General features: G+C 36.3%; 19 protein-coding genes. 6 read left to right on the forward strand and 13 right to left on the reverse strand.

From position 1 onward, the window contains the following. Window positions 1–39: 39 nt before the first annotated feature. From AC5YC8_RS02875 to ispH, 12 genes are all read right to left on the reverse strand, one after another. Window positions 40–498: a type IV pilin protein gene (locus AC5YC8_RS02875; RefSeq protein WP_496163467.1), complete on the reverse strand. Its 459-nt coding sequence runs from the start codon at window positions 496–498 to the stop codon at window positions 40–42. Continuing rightward, window positions 499–1044, reverse strand: a complete 546-nt coding sequence (locus AC5YC8_RS02880) for a type IV pilin protein (RefSeq protein ID WP_496163468.1) — start codon at window positions 1042–1044, stop codon at window positions 499–501. It lies immediately after the preceding gene. A 21-nt stretch (window positions 1045–1065) separates the two neighbouring features. Continuing rightward, window positions 1066–4842 (reverse strand): pilus assembly protein, encoded by a 3777-nt coding sequence (locus AC5YC8_RS02885; RefSeq protein ID WP_496163469.1) that lies wholly within the window; start codon window positions 4840–4842, stop codon window positions 1066–1068. Between the two features lie 12 nt (window positions 4843–4854). Then, window positions 4855–5589 carry a pilus assembly PilX family protein gene (locus tag AC5YC8_RS02890; RefSeq protein WP_496163470.1) on the reverse strand — a complete coding sequence of 245 codons (735 nt, stop codon included), beginning with the start codon at window positions 5587–5589 and terminating at the stop codon, window positions 4855–4857. Further along, the gene (locus tag AC5YC8_RS02895; RefSeq protein WP_496163471.1) at window positions 5589–6605 is read right to left on the reverse strand and encodes a prepilin-type N-terminal cleavage/methylation domain-containing protein; all 1017 of its coding nucleotides are present in this window, start codon (window positions 6603–6605) and stop codon (window positions 5589–5591) included. Before AC5YC8_RS02895 ends, AC5YC8_RS02890 begins: the two co-directional genes overlap by 1 nt. After that, the gene (gene pilV / locus AC5YC8_RS02900) at window positions 6605–7111 is read right to left on the reverse strand and encodes a type IV pilus modification protein PilV (protein WP_496163472.1); all 507 of its coding nucleotides are present in this window, start codon (window positions 7109–7111) and stop codon (window positions 6605–6607) included. The genes AC5YC8_RS02895 and pilV (AC5YC8_RS02900) overlap by 1 nt, the downstream gene beginning before the upstream one ends. Beyond that, entirely contained in the window at window positions 7108–7569 is a 462-nt protein-coding gene (locus tag AC5YC8_RS02905) for a pilus assembly FimT family protein (protein WP_496163642.1), read from the reverse strand. The genes pilV (AC5YC8_RS02900) and AC5YC8_RS02905 overlap by 4 nt, the downstream gene beginning before the upstream one ends. A 275-nt stretch (window positions 7570–7844) precedes the next feature. Then, window positions 7845–8531 carry a vWA domain-containing protein gene (locus AC5YC8_RS02910; protein ID WP_496163473.1) on the reverse strand — a complete coding sequence of 229 codons (687 nt, stop codon included), beginning with the start codon at window positions 8529–8531 and terminating at the stop codon, window positions 7845–7847. A 24-nt stretch (window positions 8532–8555) separates the two neighbouring features. Then, window positions 8556–9299: a PilX N-terminal domain-containing pilus assembly protein gene (locus AC5YC8_RS02915; RefSeq protein WP_496163474.1), complete on the reverse strand. Its 744-nt coding sequence runs from the start codon at window positions 9297–9299 to the stop codon at window positions 8556–8558. Continuing rightward, window positions 9299–10294, reverse strand: coding sequence for a PilW family protein (locus tag AC5YC8_RS02920; RefSeq protein ID WP_496163475.1), 996 nt, complete (start codon window positions 10292–10294; stop codon window positions 9299–9301). The genes AC5YC8_RS02915 and AC5YC8_RS02920 overlap by 1 nt, the downstream gene beginning before the upstream one ends. Further along, entirely contained in the window at window positions 10294–10815 is a 522-nt protein-coding gene (gene pilV, locus AC5YC8_RS02925; protein WP_496163476.1) for a type IV pilus modification protein PilV, read from the reverse strand. Before pilV (AC5YC8_RS02925) ends, AC5YC8_RS02920 begins: the two co-directional genes overlap by 1 nt. 582 nt (window positions 10816–11397) lie before the next feature. Beyond that, window positions 11398–12348 (reverse strand): 4-hydroxy-3-methylbut-2-enyl diphosphate reductase, encoded by a 951-nt coding sequence (ispH, locus tag AC5YC8_RS02930; protein WP_496163477.1) that lies wholly within the window; start codon window positions 12346–12348, stop codon window positions 11398–11400. 133 nt (window positions 12349–12481) lie between these two features. Here ispH and gmk point away from each other — a divergent pair, with 133 nt between their 5' ends. From gmk to bfr, 6 genes are all read left to right on the forward strand, one after another. Then, window positions 12482–13105, forward strand: a complete 624-nt coding sequence (gmk, locus tag AC5YC8_RS02935) for a guanylate kinase (RefSeq protein WP_496163478.1) — start codon at window positions 12482–12484, stop codon at window positions 13103–13105. A gap of 77 nt (window positions 13106–13182) precedes the next feature. Next, window positions 13183–13464 (forward strand): DNA-directed RNA polymerase subunit omega, encoded by a 282-nt coding sequence (gene rpoZ / locus AC5YC8_RS02940; protein ID WP_004896248.1) that lies wholly within the window; start codon window positions 13183–13185, stop codon window positions 13462–13464. A 221-nt stretch (window positions 13465–13685) separates the two neighbouring features. Then, the gene (locus AC5YC8_RS02945; protein WP_496163479.1) at window positions 13686–15791 is read left to right on the forward strand and encodes a RelA/SpoT family protein; all 2106 of its coding nucleotides are present in this window, start codon (window positions 13686–13688) and stop codon (window positions 15789–15791) included. A gap of 76 nt (window positions 15792–15867) precedes the next feature. Then, entirely contained in the window at window positions 15868–16251 is a 384-nt protein-coding gene (locus AC5YC8_RS02950; protein WP_496163480.1) for a RidA family protein, read from the forward strand. 154 nt (window positions 16252–16405) lie between these two features. Then, window positions 16406–16600 carry a bacterioferritin-associated ferredoxin gene (locus tag AC5YC8_RS02955; protein ID WP_496163481.1) on the forward strand — a complete coding sequence of 65 codons (195 nt, stop codon included), beginning with the start codon at window positions 16406–16408 and terminating at the stop codon, window positions 16598–16600. A 245-nt stretch (window positions 16601–16845) separates the two neighbouring features. After that, window positions 16846–17310: a heteropolymeric bacterioferritin subunit Bfr gene (gene bfr / locus AC5YC8_RS02960; protein ID WP_496163643.1), complete on the forward strand. Its 465-nt coding sequence runs from the start codon at window positions 16846–16848 to the stop codon at window positions 17308–17310. A 67-nt stretch (window positions 17311–17377) separates the two neighbouring features. Here the strand turns inward: bfr and AC5YC8_RS02965 are convergent, their stop codons facing one another. Continuing rightward, window positions 17378–18997, reverse strand: coding sequence for a PglL family O-oligosaccharyltransferase (locus AC5YC8_RS02965; protein WP_496163482.1), 1620 nt, complete (start codon window positions 18995–18997; stop codon window positions 17378–17380). Window positions 18998–19035 lie beyond the last annotated feature (38 nt).

Genomic DNA, 19035 nt, shown 5'->3' on the forward strand with positions numbered 1-19035 from the left:
AAGGTTAAAAAATGATTTATCCACAATTTTGAATTTAACTTATTTACCGTCCCAATTTGTACTTGCCGTAAGTACACAAGCAGTACCGTTGGTTTTACCTGTACCCTTATTCCAGCAACGCTCTCCACGATGATTTAATACGATAAAACCATCACCTAATTGACTATTAATTGGAGCAGCGGTTAAAGTCCATGTATTTGCAGCTACATTACTTAAAGTAATTGCATATGTAGGCTTAATTGTTGGCAATAACAAACTGCCGTTATCCAATGTATATCCCAAGTCTGCTAGTGTTATCGGTGTATTCGCAGGCATAAATGTGAAATTTGCAATTTTATAGCGTTGTAAATGACTGGATAACTTTATAAGTTCTGCCTGCATTTCTACTCGTTGAGTTTTCTTTAAATGATTTTGATATGCTGGATACGAAACAGCGCCTAAAATAGAAACAATCACTATCACAATCATTAGCTCTATTAATGTCATACCTTTATTCACTTACCACCTCTCCGTCCCCGCTGGCAAACAACCAGTGAATGTAACATTCGCTTTTGCTTTATTTCTACATCTAATTCCTTGACTACTCAGTAGGTAATTAAAGTTTTTTTCATTTGTTGCTTCCGCTTTAATGACCCAATTTTGCCCAGAAACTCTTTCATCTGTTAATAGTAAAGAAACATCATCTGTTAGCGGTTCATTAGTATCTGGATCTATTATTGGTGTATTAGTATCTGGATCTAATCTTGGGATTCGCGTAGTAACTCCATTTCTAATTTCAAGTGTATATTTAATATCTTTCCCAGTAGCACCAGATGGTATAACCACCTGTGTAGTTTCAAAATTTTTATAATTAAAATTACGTGATTTATGTCGTTCCAAGCGCATTGCCAAGTTCTGTATTTCTTGTTGAACTTGGCTCTCTAACGCCGTTCGAGCATATGATTGGTATGATGGAATTGCAATTAAAGAAAAAATCGCAATAACCATCACAACAATCATTAACTCTATTAATGTAAATCCAGAACTAGAGAATCTAGAGCTCATCTTTTTATTCACTCCAAATTATTATTTTACATACCAACGTTGCGGAACTAGTCTATTACCAGTTGTATATTTACGTTTTAAAATTTCATTATTTTCAAGCCCTGTAGTATCTAGTGTTGCAACAATACGGCGAATCATCCCTTCAACATCACCAGCACCAATGGCACCACCAACAATACCTGCACCCAAATTCAAACGATAATTTTCAGCAGATCCTGACTTACATTGACCATAAGGCATACAAAATAAAGTCATAAAACTCTCGCCTTTCACACCTGCACCGCATGCACCTGAAGAACCAGGGCGACTTCCATCAAATGTCGTAACATATAAATCATTATTAATTACAAGTGGAGTAGCATAAACTTTCTCACTCTGTAATTTATTGCTCTCGTATAAGTAATACCAACCTTGTGTTGCACCAAGTGGTGCCACCGTAGCGGTTGTAGTAAAACGGTTATCATCATTAATATTGAGTAGTTTATTCGCAGAATCTGTTGTAATACCCACTGTTGTTTTAGGCTGTAAAGTTATACCAACCGTTGTTAACAAGGCTTGTGTTTGACCTTTACCACTAGGTACATATTTATATACTTTATTAGTACTTGTAGAAGACTCATTCACTAAATCATATAAATCTGAACGCGCAACATCTTTATCGTAGATATTATAAACACCATCATGCGAGATATTTGTAGTACCAACGGTAAAATCTTTTAATGGCAAACTTCTATTTCCAGAGCCAACAGAAACTACACCAAAAATGTTAGTCCCTTCTGTATATGTTGAAAATGCTGGCATATCATAAAAACGCTTTCTCGCTTGATCTGTCCCACCCAAACTTAATAATTTAACAGGCGTTTTTGCAAACTTATCACTACTTACTTCTGAGTCATTATTTAAATCAATACGCCAAACTTGCCCACCTAAATCACCAAAATAAAGATGATCACTTAATCCATCAGAATTTCGATCGACAGCTTTAATTTGACTAACAACACTAAACTTCATATCAGCTGCAGGCGTTGCAACATATTGATCTGTGCTTGCTGTTGCATTTGCACCAGACCACCATAAAAGCTTACCAGTTAAGGCATCAAACATATAAACACCAGCACCACGTTTATTTGTTTGTTCATAAGACTCACTTTCATATCCAGCATAGTTGCCTTTAACACCTTGTGAGTCTTTTGCATTACCATCCACACCGCCAGCATCGTAACCGCCGCCAACAAGCATGACTAATGTTTTTTTACCTTTCCAATTTACATGCGTAATAGTTGGTTTTGACCAACTTTGTCCCATACATCCCAATGGATTATCTGTGCTACAAGTACCACTTGGTGTAATTTGGAATTTGAGTTGAGGTTGATCAATATTAGATAAATCTAGGGCATAATAGCTACGCCCACCCATACGTAAACCACCATATACTATTTGCGAACCTACAGCACCATCCTTCCCAAGACCAACCGTAAGAGTACTATCTTTGTCTAAAACATATTCGGTATAAGCAGTCCACTCACCATCTACACCATAAAACATTTTATCTTTGCCTAAAAACGGAATATCTGGACTACCAAATGCTAAGTTTTGGTCTTCAATCATTTCATTTGGAACAAATGAAAACTTCTCCACACCAGTTGCAGCATCAACCACATGTAATAAGCCTTGTGTTGTACCAAATAAAATATAGTCTTTCCTATTTTTTGAACCTAAAGTATTACTTCCTGTTGTGACTTGTCCTGAATTAGTGAGTAACACAGGTTTTGAATGCATCACTGCGCCAAAACGAATACCAGCTGTATTCTCAAGATCTGTTGCAGAAATATTTGTAGTATCACTCACCGTTGGTTTTACAAGATAGCCTAACAACTCTAGTAAGGAAGCAGCTTTATCACCTTTCTTAAGCCCCATTCCTGATAGCTTTTCTTTAGAAAACTCATGTAAAGTATTTGTAGTTGGTTCTTTTGAAAAATTACGCGTACTAAAAATTTTTCGCTCTTTAGGATTTTTTGGATCTAACTGTAATTGTAGCTTAGCACCACCTATCAGCGCATTTTCTCTTTCACTATCTGTTGGTATAGATGTTGCATTTGGTGACCATAAATCAAATATTTCAACTGGAACAGCCAGCGGATTTGAAACTGTTTGCAATAATCGCCCTTGTTTATCCGCAATTAATCGACCAAATTTATCAACCAAATCACCTGTTGTACTTACTTTATATTTTTTAACATTACCTAACCAAATTTGTGAAGCTGATGATGGTGTTGGTTGAAACTGAGGATAATAAGCATAGTTTTGCAGTGCTGATGGAATTAAAGCATCTACTGGAATTTCAGGTGTTCCAGTGGTGACAGCAGGTATTTCTTTACCTAAATCACCTAAGAATGAGTTTACACTGTCCACAATATCTTGCGAACTATTACCTGAATACCACCCACCCTCAGCAACAATACCCCAATATGCAGCCTCCTCCACACTACTTAAATTATTTCTCTTTTTTCCTTGATTATCTAAAAATGGTGCTAAATTCTGTGCTTGTGTCAGCTTTCTATCAAACGAAGGAATATTATTAAAACTACTACCAAAACCCACAACAGCTGTTTTGAATTTTAAATTTTTAGGGTTTGTTGCTTCATTTAAAATACTAGCAGCTAATTTATTAACACAATTCCAAGTACTATTATCACAAGTAAACTCACTACCCAAGTTGCCTAAAGCACCTTGCGCCAAAGGTAATGAGCTAGTGTCACTAGAAGGTTCTCCATCTGTAAGAACGTATATACCTTGGCCGCTACATTGTTTACCATCTACCGTTTGCGTAAGTGAACTTGGAGATTGGTATACATTACCATTTTTAGTCTCTGATGCTGAAAATGGGAATCCGGTAATTGAGTTTGCTAACTCAATTACACCAGTTAAGTCATAACAGGTTCCATTGACATTACTACTATTATTCGTTGGTCTAAACGTACAACTAGCTTGTGTTACCCCAGCCAAATCCTGAGGTAAACCGCTTGCAACTCCCCAGGCATTACAGCTGCTATATGACGCATTCCATCGAGTACACTGTTGAAATATCAGATTTACACCCGACTTATAACTCCGATAATAAGGCATTTCATTCACATTACGCTGATATGCAGCCGTTGTTGTTCCCATTAAATAAGCAACTGTTTCAGCATACGAACGTGCTGTTGGTGTATTTGTAAAGTCATTAAAACCACCAATACGATTAATTAAAATTTCACGTTGGGTTGAACCATTCACGACAGCATCTAAGCGACGAGCTGGTACTAAAACAGCGCCTGTATCTTTATACCCACCAGAATATGCACCAAGAGTAGATAAGCCTATCACTTTATCGCCACTGAGCCGTGTAATCCCTAGTCCTGGATTACCATATAGTAAATCCATCATGCCATCTTTTAAGCGTGTAATGCGGTCATAATATTTTTTGCCATCCGTTCCAACACACCATTGTCGACGATAACTCGGTCCATTGAGAATAGTAGATTCCGTAGCTTGCCCATAACCATTGCTATTTTTTTCACTCACACCACTAGGTAAATCACAAGCATAGCCCTTTGCTGATGTATAATTGTATTTACTCATACTCCCAGAAATATCAAGCATAAACATTAATGTTGTATCACCAGCCGTCGCATTTTGATAAATATCAATATCACTCGCGGCAACCGATGTACAAACTAAACCTGTTGCTACAGATGAAATACATGTAGTCAAAAATTTCTTAATAGGATAATTTTGCTGTTTTAAATATGATTTCATTTTCATTACCCCTTATAAAAATTCCTGGCCCAATGTATATTCTGTTACATGTGCTGTAAAAGGAACATTTAGACCCGTTAAACAACTCGTAATACTTATTTCTACATTCGTACTGGTCGTATTACTTAACCCTCTTAAACACTTATCTATATTTTCTGTACTTGCTGAAGATATTGTTGGCATAAGAGAAATAGCATGCACAATCACTTTTTCTCTTTTTTCAATGGGTACTTCATCATCTGTACCACGCACAGAATCCTCAAATGGCTTACTTCCTGTTCCATTGGCAACAAAACTAATAGAAACCTGTGTCATTACAGCACGACGATTACTTGTAAAAAAGTTATTTGAAGATCCCGTTTGACAATAGCCTGCCGTACCCATCGAACCAAGATTAGGCTTCTCACTACCATCTTCCAAGTACGCCAAACTCGCATTTGCTAAATTAAAAAACTGTGCACTTGTCCCTCTAAAGCAAAATACAAGTTCTTTACCTTTATGATTATCTGTTTTGATATAGCCAAACATACCATCTCTTGCCAAACTTCGAGCAAGGTTAGTTGAGTCCTCAACATTAAATATTGCTGCATCAGAGCTTTGCATCATAAGTTGTGTTGCTTGATTATTTGTTGCAATATTTAAAGACACTAAACTTTGACGTACCGCTAAGGTTCCAATAATCGTAATAGCAAGAAGTAGCATAAGCACAATAATTAAAGTTGCGCCCTGTTCTTTTTTTCTAAGCATCAGTCTCTTGCTCCTAAGCCATTACGTATTGCAATTTCCTGTGTAATCACCTGACGAATATAACCTCGAGGGTTACCATTGCTGTGAATTCGAACTCGTTGATCAAGCACATCAAATATTTGGTTCGGATTGATCACAGCATCCTCACCAACCGGTTGTGTTGATCTTGCTAAAACACCTAAAGATACAGATACAATTCTAGGCTTCACACCTTCTAAATTTCGATATTCCCGAATTCCAATATAACGCTTATTTCCTGCTGAATTTTCAACACCTAACAGAACTCGGAAATAATCCACGCGCTTCATTAAAATTTGCCCAGCCCCACCGTATCGTGTACCTGTGCTTCCTGTTAAGTCTGCATTTTCATCTATAATCGTAATATCCGTAATATCCGTAATATCCGTAGTATCCGTAGTATCCGTAGTATCCGTAGTATCCGTAGTATCATATGACCCTGCGTCACAAACTAAAGCCAAAGCATTACCTTCACGCGCTTCAGAATTGGTATCTACTCTTAAAAAATAACGCTCAATCACAACTCGCCCAGGAGCATATGGATTACCTTCACAATCCTGACCATCTGTTTGAGCAATATATTGAATAACTAGCTGATCACTGGGTACTAATGTTGTATTACTTGTAGGAGTTGCAGCATTTGAAACACCACGCCATTGATTACCCGTACCAGCTGTATCTCCATTACTTGCGCTTAGAAAACCCGCTGCCACACTTGCGACACCGGTATTAAAATTATTTTGCGCAAGAACTACACCACCATTATTCAGCTGATCATTAATAAAAGCTTGTCTGTTATTTAAGTTTGCTAAACGCACACTTTGCGTAATAAAATTTAAGCCAAAATTTGCATTGTCCTGAATATCAGCAGTCCCTTGCTGCATGCTGTAACTTTTTTGTCCAGTTAAAAACAATAAAAGTGCTGTTGCTGTAATTATTAACCCTAAAACTAAAGCAACTAATAACTCCACCAATGTGAAACCTTTTTGTGTTTTCATTAATAGGTCTCCATCACAACACAACTCGAGTTTGCTCTATATGCCCCATTACTTGTGCAATCATTAGCCCCATCACCATTAGTAGCACTTGTATCTCCCCAAGCGACATAAATACAGCTTCGTCCATTTACAACACCATCACATGTAATCATGTTCATGGTCATACCAAGGCGATCTGCAGCTAAAGAAGTCTGGGCAACATCAAAATCTGCTTTCTGTGCAGGGGTACAAAAGTTGCTATAGCAATTTACACTGAATGAAACTCTCCCCTCAGGGCCTGATCCAAAAAAGGTACGATATGCCCCTAATTGAGTTCTGTTTGTTCTAATTTTTTCAGATATATCTCTTGCTAAATTAATTGCTTGAACCCGATAAACACCTTCTGATGTTGCTTCAACTGCACGAACTTGTAATGCAACAAATCCCAAGATAGCAATACCCAAAATGAGTAAAGAAACCAGCACTTCTATTAAGCCAACACCCTGCTGATTTGTTCTAATATTCATGAGCAACTCCCATCTCGGATTATTTGCACTGTGCCCATTCGATTAATCGTCACTATTTTTGAATGCTTAGAATCCTCAAGCGCCTGATCACATAATTGAAAGGTACTATCTGTTGCTGTACCCGTCAGCCCGTTTGCTAAAAATTGAATCTGATTAACACCTGAGCGTAATACAACTTTGCCAGATGGCATCCAATTCAATTGATTATCTGTATTTGCTGCTGGGCTATTAAGATTAACCGTTATTGTTTGCCTTTCTAAAGCAGCCTTTGCTCTAGCTTCTGAAAATATTGCTGTTAACTCTCTAGTACTTTTATTTAAGTTTTGACTCAAAGTCATACTATTAAATGTCGGAATTGCCATGGTTGTAATAATTGCAAGCACACCAATTGAAATCATAAGCTCAATTAATGTAAAACCTTTTGCTCTGCTTAAACCCAAATACACCCTGCTTTTCATTCCCACTGGAACAACCCCTACACTAGTACAAAACTCAAAATAAAATATGAGCTTCCTCAAATTTATAATCTGAGAGTTTTTTTATATTTACACAAAATAACATTCAATAAACATTTCACACAATATAAAAAGGGATGAAAGGCCATTTATCACGATAAAAAGAAATTACCTCTTATAAGAAGTACATTAACCATACTCACTCCAAATATTATGTGACAAAATTCACACTATTTTTTATTTTAAAACAATAAAAAAGAGTAAATGGTTTTACTCATTTACTCTTCTTTGGAAAGTTTCGACATTGGCGCTTTATATTTACCACCAAGAGCCCCTGGCAATAAAGGTGACTTAATGGATACATCTACAATTTGATCGAGTTTTGTATGTATGCCCGTTTCCACTCCATCCCACTTAGTGGTAATGGTTACAGGATGCGTCATTGCATTTCCAAGTAAATACCCAACAGTTTCCCCATAAAGAAGACTCATTGGTGTACTTGCTGTTACCGAAATTTTATTAATTTCTTCAATTAATAATTGTCGCTGATCTTTAACGCCCGAAATCACCCATTCATTTAAAGGTCTTGCTGGTACAACAATACGTCCATGCCTAGGTGATATACCGAATGTCGATAAGCCAATCATTGTATCGTCGGGCAATGGAGTAACAATAAAATTCCCTTGCTTGTCCTTCACCCCCTCTAAAGCATCTGTCAAAGATTCTTTTAAAATAGTCAGTCTAGACTTATTTTTTCCAGCATCAATTCGCCCCATACCATAAGAGTTATCAAGCGCAAGCATGACAATAGTATATCCATTAACCTTTGGATTTTTATAAATTTCAATATCACTCGCATGCACACTTGAGATTGAAAAAATACCCGTTAGACTTATAGAAAGTGCACAAATCGTTATTTTTTGAGCTTGTTGCCTTATTCTATTCAATTGAATTTTCTTATACATTTTTGTTCTCCCCGTAATAGGGCGTTATGTTGCGATACTCAAATAAGTATCTAAAATAAAATCTTGCATCTGTGTATTAAACGGAACATTTTCTTTGGTTAAACAGCTATCTATTGTTTCCGCACTACCTGACAAAGGTTTCCCACTGGGTCTTTTTAAACAAGCTTCTATTTTTATTGTTGTTGCCGTACTCAAATTTGGTAAAACAGATGTCACATAAACACGTATACGCTTAGTTTGATCTTCATCTAATTTACCTAAACTCGATAAATCACTCCCTAAAGTTACGCTTTGCAAGGGTTTTGATAGAATATTAGATGGTGGGTTTACAACAATTGCCACCTGCGTAATCTGAGCTTTTCGGCTACTTGCATAATCTTCTTGATTTGATAAATCACAAAACCCTGCTATTCCATTCACTGTTACATCGGTAGTATTCTCATTCCAAATCAACAAACTTGTTGTACCAACAGAAAAAGTCAGATCTTCTTTTAATTGACTTCTAAAGCAAAAAACGACCTCATTCCCAGAGTTTTTCAGTGCATAACCTAATAATGATGTTGGATTACTGCTCGTGCTCGCAAAATTTGAGTTACTCATTCGATATAAGACAGCATCAGATGACTGCATTAGTAATTGCTGTGCCTGACTATTTGTCGCAACATTCAAATTCAACATACTCTGTCGTATAGCAAATGTTCCTATTACCGTAACAACTATAAGCAGCAATAACACAATGACCAAAGTTGAACCTTTCTGCTTTTTCATTACATTACAGCCTTCGCTTCTGTGTACATTCCATTTCTTAAAGCAATGGTCTGAGACACAACTCTGCGTAAATATCTTGTTGTATTTTTATGTGCTTTTAAAGAAATATCTTGATCTAAAACGGTATACACCTTATCCACTGATAGTAGATCAGATACATTTACTCTATCACTCGATCGAAGTAACATTCCAACTTGAATTGCAGATATTCTTGGCCTTGGATAGTCATTAATTGCAAGATATTCAGACACTGTGACATATCTAAAATTATTATTACTTTCGTTATTAGATATACCGAGTAAAAAACGCAAATAATCTACTCGACGAATTAAAATTTCGCCCTCTGTCTTCCCAAAAACTAATGTTGAAGTGGTTGGATTTTTAAAAATTCTTGTACTTGTCTCTGTATACCAACCTGCCTCACAGGCAAGTGCCAAAGCTTGATTTGCTTCAGCATTCGAAACATTCGTATCTAATCTTAAAAAATAGCGCTGCACGATATAGCGCCCCGATGTATAACTATTTCCCTCACAATCTGTCCCATCTTGATCGGCATAGTATTGAATTACCAATTGATCTGACTTTAACTCTACTTTTTCAACATCTTGCACATTGCTTAATTGGGTTTTACTTGAGCTTAATGGAACAGGGATAGTCAGACCATTAGGATAGTTGGTTGGAATATCAGAAGATGTAAACATTGAGCTAGAAACATACGCCGGTGCACTTCTTGATGTTAAAATGACACCACCATTTAGCAAACGATCATTAATAATCCCTACATTTTCATAATTTGCTCGCCGAACATCACTACTAATATAACGTAAACCAAAATTCCCACTTTCCTGAATATCTGCCATCCCCTTTTGCACACTCATTGAAATTTGCCCAGTGAAAAATAACTGAACAGCCGCTGCGGTAATCAGTAAGCCAAGTACAATAGCAACCATCAATTCAACAAGTGTAAAACCATATCGATACTTATTATTTTGCATTAATATAGTTCCATAACAATGCACTTCGCTTCAGGTAAATACGCACCACCAGATGTACACGCTTGCCGATCCACTGCATGATTAATTGGTTTTGTGTTTCCCCATGCAACATAAATACAAATGCGACTTACCACCCCAGAAACCTGACAATTCGGCAAAGAAATTTGCATAGCGGTAGCTTGAGCCTGACTTACAATTTGAGCAGCATCAAATTTTGACATTTCAGCACTTGTACAAACTGTACTTCCCAAACATTTTTTTAGACCTACTGTACTTATATTTGTTTGCGTTACTTTATTTAGCTCAGCAATATATGTCGCCAAGCCTCCTTTATTTACACGAATCCTTTCGGCAACATCTCGCGCAATATTCATTGCCTCAATTTTAGACATAGCTTCATTAGTTGCTTCGATAGCTTTTAATTGCAGTGCGGTAAAACCCATCGCGCCAATTGCAAGTAAAAGTAATGTAATCAATACCTCAACCATACCCACACCTTTTTGATTATTTATTTTTATCATTAGCAACTTTCATTCACTTCATAAAAAATGAAGCTACTTTTCATTAAAATTAAGTCTTAAATTATTCTAATTTTTGAATTGCAAAATTTAAATTCAATATCCGCAAAACTGTATTCCGTACTCAATCTTTTTAAAACTCTAGACTTAACACTATAGAGGGCATCACGACCATATTTTATTAATAAGTTACCTAATAAAATTGAACATCAGCATTTATCACACCAGCAAAATGCTCTTTTACTTCCTTGCTTAGAAAAACAAGCCGATGATAACGATTCATTAAAATAGAATGCTAAACCTCTAACAAAAGACTTAAATATTTTGTTGTATCAATAATTTTTTTTAATGATATTACGAACACTATTGCGATAGTTTGAACTAAGATTGCAATAACAAACTCTATATAAGTAAATCCATTTTTTATATTTTCATCACCACTGCATGGCAGCACATTTATTATTGTTTTAACTTAATCTCATTTTAATTAAATAAACACAAATATTTGACGAATGGCAAAAAATAGATAACCACCCAACAGTAATTATCTATTTTTACCAACAAACCTAATAATTACATAAAATATTATGCTTGAGTCACAGGAATGCGAAGTTCTTTAGGTAGACTAAACGTAATATTTTCTTCACGTCCTGCAAGTTCTTCTGGTACTTGAGCACCCCAATCTTGTAAGCGCTGTATAACTTGTTTAATTAAAATTTCAGGTGCCGATGCACCAGCAGTTACACCAATTTTTGAATCTTCAGCAAACCATTCTTTATCCAATTGATCTGCATTATCAACCAAATAGGCAGATTTACCCATTCTTTCAGCAAGCTCACGTAAACGATTAGAGTTAGATGAATTGGGCGAACCAACAACAAGCACAACATCACATTGCGTTGCTAAATCACGTACCGCATCTTGACGATTTTGCGTTGCATAGCAAATATCATCTTTACGAGGACCTTGAATTTCTGGGAATTTTTGACGTAAAGCATCAATAACTTTCGCAGTATCATCAATTGAAAGCGTTGTTTGTGTTACAAAAGCAACCTTGTTTGGATGATTGACCGTTAATTTTTCAACATCATCTTCATCTTCTACCAAATAAATGTCACCACCATTTTTTTTGTCATACTGCCCCATTGTTCCTTCAACTTCAGGATGACCTTCATGACCAATTAAAATAGCTTCAACACCTTCACGTGCATATTTTGTCACTTCGATATGAACTTTCGTCACCAAGGGACAAGTGGCATCAAATACTTTTAATCCACGACGTGTTGCTTCTTGTTGAACGGCCTTCGATACGCCATGTGCACTAAAAATAACGATATTGTCGTCTGGAACTTCATCTAGTTCATCAACAAAAATAGCTCCTCGTTGACGTAAGTCATCGACTACAAATTTATTGTGTACCACTTCATGACGCACATAAATAGGTGGATTAAAACACTCAAGAGCGCGATTTACGATCGCAATTGCACGGTCTACACCTGCACAAAAACCACGTGGATTAGCCAATACAATTTCCATAAAACCCTCGATGTTCAAGTCAACTTGCAGAAGAATTGAAAAATAATACAAACAAAACGACGCTTAGCTATTTTGTTTAAGCATGCTCTACTCTAAAATAGAGAAGATATTTTATCATATCAGGAAAAATATCATGTCGGGTCTCTTGTTTGTCGTTTCTGCTGCTTCAGGAACAGGCAAAACATCTTTAGTTAAAGCCCTACTTGAGCGTGTTAACAACTTACACGTTTCTGTCTCCCATACGACACGTGGACAACGCCCTGGCGAATTAGACGGCGTTCATTATCATTTTGCAGAAAAAGAAACATTCCTTGAACTTGTTGAACAAGGTGGTTTTGTTGAATATGCAGAAGTTTTTGGTAATTACTACGGTACAGCACAAGCTACTGTAAAAGAACAACTTGCAAAAGGTCATGACGTTTTGCTTGAAATTGACTGGCAAGGTGCTCAGCAAGTTCGTAGACTGTTTCCTGAATCTAAACAAATTTTCATTTTACCGCCAAGTCAGTTTGACTTGCGTCAACGCTTATCTAACCGTGGTACAGACTCTGTTGAAGTTATTGAACATCGTTTAAGTTGTGCTGTTGAAGATATGCAGCAATATACAAACTTTGATTATGTAATTATTAATGATGACTTTAATAAGGCTTTACATGATTTAGAAGCAGTAATTATTGCAAACCGCCTGACTCTTTCCCAACAAGCAAATAGACACCAAGAACTTATTTTGAAATTAATTACTCCTTCAGTGAAGTGATTAAAACTTGAGTCTCAAGACAAAGCACCTTATACTGTTCAGTCTGTTAAAATTTATTATTTCAAACGAGAAACCTTATGGCACGCGTAACCGTTGAAGATTGTTTAGACCATGTAGACAACCGCTTTGAGCTTGTACTAGTGGCAAGCAAACGCGCGCGTCAATTGGCACGTCAAGGCATTGAACCTACTGTTGAGTGGGACAATGACAAGCCAACAGTTGTTGCTTTACGTGAAATTGCAGTTGGTCACGTTTCTAAAGACATTTTGAAACAACGTGATCAAGACTATCAAACATCTAGTCTTGACCTTGCACTTTCTGCAAACAACTTGAATTTAGATGGTTTTTCTTTTCAATAAGATTTAACCTTTAAAAAAGCCTAGTTTAAAACTAGGCTTTTTTAATTTTAGAACTTTAATCTTTCAAAAATAACGGTTATAAATATAAGGTAGAGATTTTTTTCAATTGAAACTATTTACTCCCAAAATGAAAAAATAAATTGACTTACTTCTCAATTTGCTTTTCATTAGTAGTTTCACTCTCCCCTTATGTCGTAATTTTAAAATTTAAAAGGTGGTTTATGCCAGGTGCAGAAGTCAGCCAAGCCAAACAGCAGCTTAAATCTATTATCGATGCTTACTTAAGTGAAAGCGATGTCGAAAGAGTGCTTGCGGCTTGTGATTATGCAGACATAGCGCATGATGGCATTACGCGCAAAAGTGGCGAACCCTATATTCTTCATCCTATTGCTGTAAGCTGTATTTTGGCGCATATGCGGCTTGATGCTGAAACATTAATGGCAGCACTTCTTCATGACGTTATTGAAGATACAGAATTTAGCAAAGAAGACATTACAGAAAAATTTGGAAAAACCGTTGCTGAACTGGTCGATGGTGTAACAAAACTCAGCCATTCCAGTGATAAAGAATATAATAAAGCAGCATCATTCAGAAAAATTTTACAAGCAACCTTACAAGATCCTCGCGTTATCATCATCAAACTCGCTGACCGTTATCACAACATGACAACGCTTGAAGCTTTAAGACCTGATAAGCGTGCTCGTATTGCTCAAGAAACTTCAGATATTTTTGTTCCGATGGCACGTATTGTCGGCATGAATGAAATGGCTGACAACCTAGAACATCTATGTTACCAAAACTTAGATTTAGACATGTTTGAAAATGTGCAATCTGCCTTACTTCAAACTAAACCGCAGCGTTGCCATTATCAATCTATTTGGGAACAGAAGCTAAACGATTTACTTACAACAAACACCATTACTGGTCGAATTAAAAAGAAAAATAATAATATTGAACTTATTCGCCACTTTATTAAAAATGATATTAATCTCCAAGAACTTACTCATAGTCATGCATTTGAAATTATTCTACAAAGCATTGCAGACTGTGACCGCCTAGCCGAGATCTTACGCGAACATTTCCAAGTATTACGCTTTGCAGATCATATCCGTCGCCCTCTTCCTGGCGGAAACCAGTCTTTAATGATGCGCTTAAAAGGCGAAAAAACAACACTATCTCTCACCATTCAAACAGAGTTAATGCGTAAAGCTGCACGTTTCGGGGTTGTTCTTGGTGAAAATGCACCTCAAGCCTGCCGATCAGCAATTCAAGCATCTATGCAAAATTTAAATGTACTGGTTGATGGCTCTTGTGCAAAAACTACATTTAATGAACTCCTAGATTATCTACATCAAGATAAAATTTGGGTGTACACCCCACAAGGTCATTTACATGAACTTCCTCAGGGTGCCACTGTTGTCGATTTTGCATATTCAGCAAGCTTATTCTTAGGTAACCATGCTGTTGGTGCAAAAATTAATGGTGAAACCAAACCGTTATCGACACCATTGCTCAATGGTCAAGTGATCGAAATTATTACCGATGTACTCGCAACACCAAATCCAGATTGGTTGAGCTTCATTAACACGCACAAAGCACGTAGAGCATTACAAAATATTCTGCGTGAACAAGATACAGAAGAACAACAACTTGTTGGTCAGCAAGCATTAAACCGCGCATTAAAGCTATTCAATCGTTCTGTAAAAGATTTAACAGAGAGTGATTGGCAAGATTTACTTGAATGGCGTCATTTAAGCTCAAAAGAAAGCTTATTTGAACAAATTGCAGTAGGTGATTTACTTCCACAACTTGTGGCAAACCATCTCTACTCACAAGATCAGATTCCAGAAGAACATACTTCACATCGATTAATTCAAGGTACTGAAGGCGTAGATGTTAAATATGCACATTGTTGCAACCCCGTATTAGGCGATCCAATTCAAGGAAACCTATCACGTCGTGGTTTAATTGTGCATCGTGTCCGTTGTCCAAATTTAATCAATGAGCGTTTACACCACCCAGAAAATATCATGGCATTGCAATGGACATCGGAAGAAGTAAATGATGTTAGCTTTAATGCCTATCTCATTATTGACCTTGCACTTAATGATGAACAAATTTCAGAACTGATCTACCAATGCCGTAAAGACAAAGTTGGTGTTGAAGTCGTCAGCCCGCATGAATCAAAAACTTATGTAAATATTGTTGTTAATGACCGCAAACAAATTGCAAAAGTCATTCGTGATTTGCGTATGCATTTTGGCTTCCCTCGTATTACACGTTTAAAAGCCCCTATTACATTAAATACAGCGTCTAAGGCGAGTTAACCATTTTATGTAAGAAATGCTTCTGCCAACAACTTCTATCGATTATGATGTAAGTAAATGATAAAAGGAGAAATTGATGTCCCGCCAAGTGATTCATACTGAAAATGCACCTGCTGCTATTGGTACTTATTCTCAAGCTATTTTAGTGGGTAATACTCTGTATCTTTCTGGTCAAATTGGTTTAGATCCATACAGCATGGAGCTTGTAGAAGGTATTGAGGCTCAAATTCGACGTGTATTCGATAATGTAAAAGCAGTATGTGAAGCAGCTGGTGGTTCTTTAGCTGATATCGCTAAATTAAATATCTTCCTAACAGATTTATCTCATTTCCAACTTGTAAACCAAATTATGGGCGAATATTTTGCTCAACCTTATCCTGCTCGTGCAGCATTAGGTGTTTCAAGCTTACCTAAAGGTGCTCTTGTTGAGATGGATGGCATTGTAGTTATTAATCAATAACTTAAAAAATCATCATAAATGCCACCCATAAGGTGGCGTTTTTTTATTCAAAAACTCAATCACAATAAACGTCAAATTAAATGATTTTAATTGACAAACGATAATAATTATCAATAATATCACTTATCTTATTTATTCTTTCATGGTTGTATCAATGTACGTATGTTTGTGCCGTGGTATTACAGATCAAGACATTAAAGATGCTGTCGCGAATGGTGCAGATAGCTACAAAGAAGTACGTGAGTTACTAGACCTTGGTACCTGCTGTGGTCGCTGTGCTCCTGAAGCACGCGCAATTATCAGCGATGAAATTTCAATGATTGCCTCTCGCTTAGCAATTGCAGCTTAACCCGATTTTTAAATAAACATAATTATAAAACCAATGATCTAAAGATCATTATTTCTCCCCCGCTTCTGACTCTAGCGGGTTTTTCTTGACTTCATCCTTCCTAGAACGATCTTCCTTTCTTTTGATTTTGATTGCGATTTTCATTTGCTGTTCTATAAATCACTCGCTAATAATGCCTCTGTTGGTTAATATAATTAGATATGTCGCTTGATGAACAAGCTTTGAATAATGGATGGAGTAGTTTAATGAAAGGCAATCGTGATGTGATTAACCAGCTAAATCAGGTGCTTTATCATCATTTAACTGCAATTAACCAATATTTTTTACATTCACGTATGTTTAATGATTGGGGAATTGAAAAACTCGGGTCTGCTGAATACAAAGAATCTATTCGCCAAATGAAGCATGCAGATAAAGTAATTGAACGCATTCTATTTTTAGAAGGTCTACCAAACTTACAACACCTAGGTAAACTTTATATTGGTCAACATACGGTTGAAATCTTGAACTGTGATGTACGAAAAGTAAAAGAGAATATTGAAGCACTTCAAAAAGCAGTAGGTTTAGCTGAGCAAGAACTAGATTACGTTACTCGTGATATTGTCCAAGAAATTCTTGAAAAAGAAGAAGAATACTTAGATTGGACAACAACTCAGCTCGATTTAGTTGAAAGTGTTGGCACTGAAAATTACATTCAAAGTCAGCTTTAAAATATTTACTTATAAAAAAAGCCAGCATATTGCTGGCTTTTTCATGCTTTAAATTCGCATCTAAACATTAAGGTTTTAAAATGTTTTCATAAGGAACATCTGCCTTACGAATAATTTTAATCATTTTTAACTGATGCTTAGCTTCTGCTTCATAACCATTAAAAGCAAGTAATCTTGCAAATTTCACCATGTTATAACTTGTTGGATAAAGTAAAACAATATGTGAAATATCTTCAATCTGCCGAGGTGATGCTTTGCTATAAGGATCCATCTTCACCCAGTCAATTCTGTGTTTAAACTCTGTAAGTAAAAATATAGGCTGATGATTGGTAATTTTTTCAGGTGATTTTTCATATTTCATCGCCTGACTTAATCGAGTTGATGCGACATCATAATCTCGATAAATAGCAGCCAATAAAATAATTCCCATCGCAAAGCTTACTTTCATGAAAAGTGGTGATACAACAATATCTGTTTGCAAGACGCGTTGCGCCTGAATAACACCAATAATAAAACCAACAGGGAGTAAGAAATAAGCATAGTTTTGTGGGAACTCTAACATTGCATGAACAATGAATACGCCAACCATCAAAATCCCAATAATTGATTCTGTCGATTTTACATACTTCTGAAGCTGATATCCCCAATAAGCAAAGTAAGCTAAAAATGGTACACCAACAATTGCACCATTCCACAGAATGAAATCCAAGATAAAATTATGCGCACTACGCACCCATACAGGTCCTTGAAAGTATTCACTAATAGTTGTGTATGCCGTGCTTGATTGGAACCAACCATAACCAAACCAAGGTCTATATTCAACAGCATGTAACATTTGTTTCCAAATAGCTAAACGCGACATATCGCCTGTTGCACGTCGTGCAATATCAACAGATTTAATTTGTGAATCTGAAAATTGACTCAGATATGTGCCTAAAGTAGGAAATAAGAAAATAAGCCCGATAAATGCAATCAGCCATACACTTAGCGAATACCATTTGATACTCACCTGCCCTTTAAATTGTTGATACCCTAAATAGGCAATAATACAGGCACAGGCAACCCATGATGTTCTAGATTGGCTTAGTGCAAGACTAATCAGTATGACAAAGGCACAACTCACTAACCAAGATGTTTTGATTTTTTGTTTTTCATATAGATATAAGCAAGCAAGTAATGCCATAAGCAAGAATGTTGCCATGTTATTTGGCTGTGCGAAGTTTGCATAAGGTCGTGCGTTGACTAGGCGTGTAATTCCCGGAAGTATTTCATCTAAATTCAACCATTGGCAAATTGCAATAAGAGCTGTTAGAACACCCGAAAGTAGAAATACATAACTTAATGTAGTAAATGTTTTTTCTCTATCAAACTTACCAATACTCAGGTTGTAGCCAAAAACAATTGTAAACCAAAGTCCTAATATATAAATAGAACTCATTAAAGCATTACTAAAAAAGAAAATTTTTCCAAAGAAAAATTGTCCTATGGGAATAATAGCGAGCACCACTAAACCTAGACTTATTTTTGGAATATGAATTTTTTCTTTTAGTAGTAATACAGCAAGTGTAATAAGTGCAAAAAAAGCATAAAGCTCACCCGTATAGGTTACCCAGGGGTGGTAGTGTATGGGGATAAGCCAAGCAAGTGAAATAAATACGCTTGCCAATAAAACCAAGAGGAAGTTCATACTTAAAGAAATAGTAAAATTTTAGATATGATAAAGAA

It is taken from the genome of Acinetobacter sp. FY731, assembly GCF_059515905.1.

Bases quoted from the DNA above. Each gene is read 5' to 3' on its own strand.
- rpoZ (WP_004896248.1), top strand. From the start codon at position 13,183: ATGGCACGCGTAACCGTTGAAGATTGTTTAGACCATGTAGACAACCGC.
- AC5YC8_RS02955 (WP_496163481.1), top strand. From the start codon at position 16,406: ATGTACGTATGTTTGTGCCGTGGTATTACAGATCAAGACATTAAAGAT.
- AC5YC8_RS02915 (WP_496163474.1), bottom strand. From the start codon at position 9,299: ATGAAAAAGCAGAAAGGTTCAACTTTGGTCATTGTGTTATTGCTGCTT.
- AC5YC8_RS02885 (WP_496163469.1), bottom strand. From the start codon at position 4,842: ATGAAATCATATTTAAAACAGCAAAATTATCCTATTAAGAAATTTTTG.
- AC5YC8_RS02965 (WP_496163482.1), bottom strand. From the start codon at position 18,997: ATGAACTTCCTCTTGGTTTTATTGGCAAGCGTATTTATTTCACTTGCT.
- AC5YC8_RS02910 (WP_496163473.1), bottom strand. From the start codon at position 8,531: ATGTATAAGAAAATTCAATTGAATAGAATAAGGCAACAAGCTCAAAAA.
- AC5YC8_RS02890 (WP_496163470.1), bottom strand. From the start codon at position 5,589: ATGCTTAGAAAAAAAGAACAGGGCGCAACTTTAATTATTGTGCTTATG.
- AC5YC8_RS02905 (WP_496163642.1), bottom strand. From the start codon at position 7,569: ATGAAAAGCAGGGTGTATTTGGGTTTAAGCAGAGCAAAAGGTTTTACA.
- AC5YC8_RS02920 (WP_496163475.1), bottom strand. From the start codon at position 10,294: ATGCAAAATAATAAGTATCGATATGGTTTTACACTTGTTGAATTGATG.
- pilV (WP_496163476.1), bottom strand. From the start codon at position 10,815: ATGATAAAAATAAATAATCAAAAAGGTGTGGGTATGGTTGAGGTATTG.
- ispH (WP_496163477.1), bottom strand. From the start codon at position 12,348: ATGGAAATTGTATTGGCTAATCCACGTGGTTTTTGTGCAGGTGTAGAC.
- AC5YC8_RS02880 (WP_496163468.1), bottom strand. From the start codon at position 1,044: ATGAGCTCTAGATTCTCTAGTTCTGGATTTACATTAATAGAGTTAATG.
- AC5YC8_RS02895 (WP_496163471.1), bottom strand. From the start codon at position 6,605: ATGAAAACACAAAAAGGTTTCACATTGGTGGAGTTATTAGTTGCTTTA.
- bfr (WP_496163643.1), top strand. From the start codon at position 16,846: ATGAAAGGCAATCGTGATGTGATTAACCAGCTAAATCAGGTGCTTTAT.
- AC5YC8_RS02950 (WP_496163480.1), top strand. From the start codon at position 15,868: ATGTCCCGCCAAGTGATTCATACTGAAAATGCACCTGCTGCTATTGGT.
- AC5YC8_RS02945 (WP_496163479.1), top strand. From the start codon at position 13,686: ATGCCAGGTGCAGAAGTCAGCCAAGCCAAACAGCAGCTTAAATCTATT.
- gmk (WP_496163478.1), top strand. From the start codon at position 12,482: ATGTCGGGTCTCTTGTTTGTCGTTTCTGCTGCTTCAGGAACAGGCAAA.
- pilV (WP_496163472.1), bottom strand. From the start codon at position 7,111: ATGAATATTAGAACAAATCAGCAGGGTGTTGGCTTAATAGAAGTGCTG.